This is a genomic window from Frankia sp. CeRuru1 (genome assembly GCF_977966315.1).
In genome coordinates this window covers 1-4066 of sequence record NZ_CDWWEW010000433.1, presented here as the reverse complement: position 1 = coordinate 4066, position 4066 = coordinate 1, and the positions used below count along the sequence as shown (strand labels likewise).

Below are 4066 nucleotides of genomic sequence, written 5' to 3'. Positions count from 1 at the left end.
GTGCTGGTGGTTGGCTGGCCGCCCGCGCCACCCACCAGCACCCCGACGATCACAGCGGAGCGGTGTCCCCGACGCCGCTGCGGCTGCCCGCCCGCAATGTCACCCACACCGGGGTCATCGACCTTGGCGGGGACGGGCTGGCCGTCGTCGCGGTGTGCTCCACGGTGAACTTCGCGCTGCGCACCCCGGGTGAGCAGGAGTCGCTGGTCGCGACGTTCGCCCGCTACCTGCACTCGCTGACCGCGCCGGTGCAGATCCTCATCCGGGCCGAACGGCTCGACCTGACCGGCCAGATCCGTGACCTGCACGCCCTCGCCGCCGGCCTGCCGCACCCGGCCCTGGAAGCGGCGGCCTACGAACACGCCGACTACCTCGGCCAACTCGCCGCGGACACCGACCTGCTGCGCCGCCAAGTGCTGCTCATCCTGCGGGAACCGCTTGTCGCCGCCGGACCCGCCGACGGGCTCGGCGGGGCCTCCCCGCTCGCCGTCCTGCAAGGGCGCCGTGCCGCAGCGAGGGACGCCCGGCAGGTCGGCGACGCCACCCGGCGGGCCGCGCAGACCCGGCTGGCCCGCCGGCTGGCCGAGGCGGTCGACCTGCTCGCCCCCGCCGGGATCGTCGTCACCCCGCTGGACGCCGGTCAGGCCACCGGCGTGCTCGCCGCGGCCTGCAACCCGGAAAGCCTACTGCCCGCCTCACCTGAGCTCGCTGCCCCCGACGAGGTCATCACGACCGCCGACGCCGACCGCTTCGACCCCGACCTGTACGCGGACGACGAACCCGACCCGGAGGCAGACGCGGGAGTTGACCGGCAGCCCTTGGCACCCGCGGGCGGGCGGAGACCTGCCCGGGGCGCTCGCCGCGCCACTGCCGCCGGCCGGGACGCGGACGACCCCTGGGACGACGACCTGTGAAAGGACGGTCATGAGACGGCCGAAGAAGACAGCCGGCGCGCACGGCGGCCGACGTCCTGCGGCGGCGCCGGAGACGAGCGCGGCGGCGTTCGTGCCGGACGCGGTGTCGGTGGCGCCGCGGCACCTGGAAGTCGGCGGCGAATACCTGGCCACGTTCGCGGTGACCGGCTTCCCGCGGGAGGTGCATCCCGGCTGGCTGCAACCCCTCCTCACGTATCCGGGCCGGGTCGACGTCGCGGTGCACGTGGAGCCGATCGACCCGGTCACCGCCGCGAACCGGCTGAAAAGACAGCTGGCCAAGCTCGAGTCCGGCCGTCGTGTCGGGGAGGAGAAAGGCCGGCTGATCGACCCGCAGGTCGAAGCCGCCACCGAGGACGCCTACGACCTGTCCGCCCGGGTCGCCCGCGGTGAGGGGAAACTGTTCCGCCTCGGCCTCTACCTCACCGTCCACGCGGTAAGCCACGAGCAGCTCGCCGACGAGGTCGCCGCCGTCCGGGCACTGGCCGCGTCGCTGCTGCTGGACGCGAAACCCGTGACCTACCGGTCGTTGCAGGGCTGGGTCACGACCCTGCCGCTGGGGCTGGACCAGGTCCGGATGCGCCGCACGTTCGACACCGCGGCGCTGTCGGCGGCGTTCCCGTTCACCTCACCCGACCTGCCGCCGGCCGACCCGACCGCGGTCGCCGCCCCGACCGGGGTGCTCTACGGGTTCAACCTGGGTAGCAGCGGGCTGGTCTACTGGGACCGGTTCGCCTGCGACAACCACAACGCGGTCATCCTCGGCCGCGCCGGCGCCGGCAAGTCCTACCTGGTCAAGCTGGAACTGCTGCGCTCCCTCTACCGGGGTGTGGAAGTCCACGTCATCGACCCCGAAGACGAATACGCCCGGCTCGCCGCCGCGGTCGGCGGCACCTACCTCCACCTCGGCGCCGACACCGTCCGGGTCAACCCGTTCGACCTGCCGATCCAGACCCGCCCCGATGGCCGGCGCACCGCCCCCCGCGACGCGCTGATGCGGCGCAGCCTGTTCCTGCACACCGTCATCGCCGTCCTGGTCGGTGAGCTGTCGCCGGCCGCCCGCGCCGCCCTCGACCAGGCGATCCTCGCCACCTACCGGCAAGCCGGGATCACGTCGGATGCCCGGACCTGGACCCGCCCCGCGCCGCTACTCGGCGACCTCGCCGCCGTACTCGCCGCCTCCGCCGACCCGGCCGCGGTCGAGTTGGGCGCCCGGCTGCATCCCTACGTCCACGGCGCGTTCTCCGGCCTGTTCTCCGGCCCCACCACCCGCCGCCCCGAAGGCCATCTCGTGGTGTTTTCACTGCGGGACCTGGCGGATGAGCTCAAACCGATCGGCACCCTGCTCACCCTGGACACGATCTGGCGGACCGTGTCCAACCCGGCCGACCGCCGCCCCCGCCTCGTCGTCGTCGACGAAGCCTGGCTGCTGATGAAACAACCCGCAGGTGCGGAGTTCCTGTGGCGGATGGCGAAAGCGTCGCGGAAACGGTGGGCCGGGCTCACCGTCGCCACCCAGGACGCCGCCGACGTTCTCAGCTCCGACCTCGGAAAAGCCATCATCAGCAACGCGGCGACCCAAATTCTGCTGCGCCAAGCCTCCCAAGCCATCGACGACATCACCCAAACATTCGACCTATCCGACGGGGAACGGCAGTTCCTGCTCTCCGCGGACCGCGGCCAGGGCCTGCTGTCCACCGGAACACAACGGGTCGCTTTCCAAGCGATCGCCTCACCAGCAGAGCATCGGCTGGTCACGACGAATCCCGCGGAACTCGCCGCGCAATCCCACGATGGCGCGGACGACGACGGGGCGTTCTTCGACCTCGGCCCCGACGCCGACTTTGACCCCGTCGACGGCTCGGAGAACGACGTCTACCTCGACGCCGCCTGAAATCACTTTACCCGCTGTCCGTCCCCTTCATCTGAAGGAGTTTGTGATGCCGTCACCGGCTGATCGGTCCCCGTCCGTTCCCGCGCCGTCATCCCCGGTCGGCGGATACCTGCGGGACCCGTGGGGCACGGTGCACGCCGTGGCCGGGCACGTCCTGGCGTGGCTGGCGGCCTGGGGGCCGGTCGCCGGCCCGGCCCTGACTCTCACCGTCGTCGGCATTGTCCTGGCCAGGCGTCGGTGGCAGCGGCGCTACCAGCGGCAGCTGCGGGCCGACGCCCGGGTGGTCACCATCCTCGCCCCACCCACGGTCGACCCGGCCGGCGCAGTGACCTTGTGGGGAAACCTGGTCGGCCTGCTGCGGCCACGCTGGCGCCGCCGGCTCGTCGGCCAGCCGCACCTGGCCTGGGAATACCTGTTCACCTCCGACGGGGTCCGTATCCAGCTCTGGGTCCCCGGCCTGATCCCCCGAGGGATGATCGAACGGGCGGTCGAAGCGGCGTGGCCCGGCGCGCACACCCAGACCGCGCCCGCCCGCGCACCACTGCCCACCGTCCCCCGGCCGGGGCGGCAGCTGCTGGCCGTCGGCGGCGAAGCACACCTGGCCCGCCCCGAAGCGTTCCCGATCCGCGCCGAGCATGCGGCCGACCCGCTCCGGGCGCTGCTCGGCGCTCCCGTCGGCCTGGCCCGCACCCAACGCGCGGCCGTGCAGATCGTGGCGCGCCCGGTCACCGGACATCGGGTCGCGAAGGCCCGCCGCGCCGCCCGCCGGCTGCGCTCCGGCCAGTCCCCGCACCTGGTCGGGGCGCTGCTGGACCTGCTCACCCCCGGCCCCTCGAAGACGGGCGGCAGCCACACCACCCCGAAGGTGGACCACCAGACGTCGTTGGAGCAGGGCGCCGAGGACCGGGCCATCGTCGCCAAGCAGCGCGGCGCTCACTACGAGACCCGTATCCGCTACGCCGTCGCCGCGATCCTCGACCAGGACGCCAGCGACCCCGACCTGGAGCGGGCCCGTGACCAGCTCCGCGGCCGGGCGCACGCGATCGCCGCCGGGTTCGCCGGTTACACCGAGCACAACTACTACACCCGCGCCCGGCTGCGCCGGCCGCTGCTGCCGCTGGCCGAACGGCGTCTCGGACACGGGGACCTGCTGTCCGTCGCCGAACTCGCCGCGCTCGCGCATCTGCCCGTCGATGAGGGCACCCCCGGCCTGCAACGCGCCGGCGCCCGCGCGGTACCC

3 protein-coding genes are annotated in these 4066 nt (G+C 73.2%); all 3 read left to right on the top strand.

What is annotated here, in order from left to right; translation table 11 throughout:
- Positions 1–914, top strand: a 914-nt coding sequence (locus AC08OP_RS22035; RefSeq protein WP_476615925.1) for a PrgI family protein, incomplete at its 5' end; no start/stop codon positions are given.
- 10 nt (positions 915–924) lie between these two features.
- The gene (locus AC08OP_RS22030) at positions 925–2826 is read left to right on the top strand and encodes a VirB4 family type IV secretion system protein (RefSeq protein WP_476615924.1); all 1902 of its coding nucleotides are present in this window, start codon (positions 925–927) and stop codon (positions 2824–2826) included.
- A gap of 46 nt (positions 2827–2872) precedes the next feature.
- Positions 2873–4066, top strand: a 1194-nt coding sequence (locus tag AC08OP_RS22025) for a DUF8128 domain-containing protein (RefSeq protein WP_476615923.1), incomplete at its 3' end; no start/stop codon positions are given.

What these genes read in the sequence shown, in the direction of transcription:
- AC08OP_RS22030 (WP_476615924.1), top strand. Translation starts at nt 925, where the DNA reads ATGAGACGGCCGAAGAAGACAGCCGGCGCGCACGGCGGCCGACGTCCT.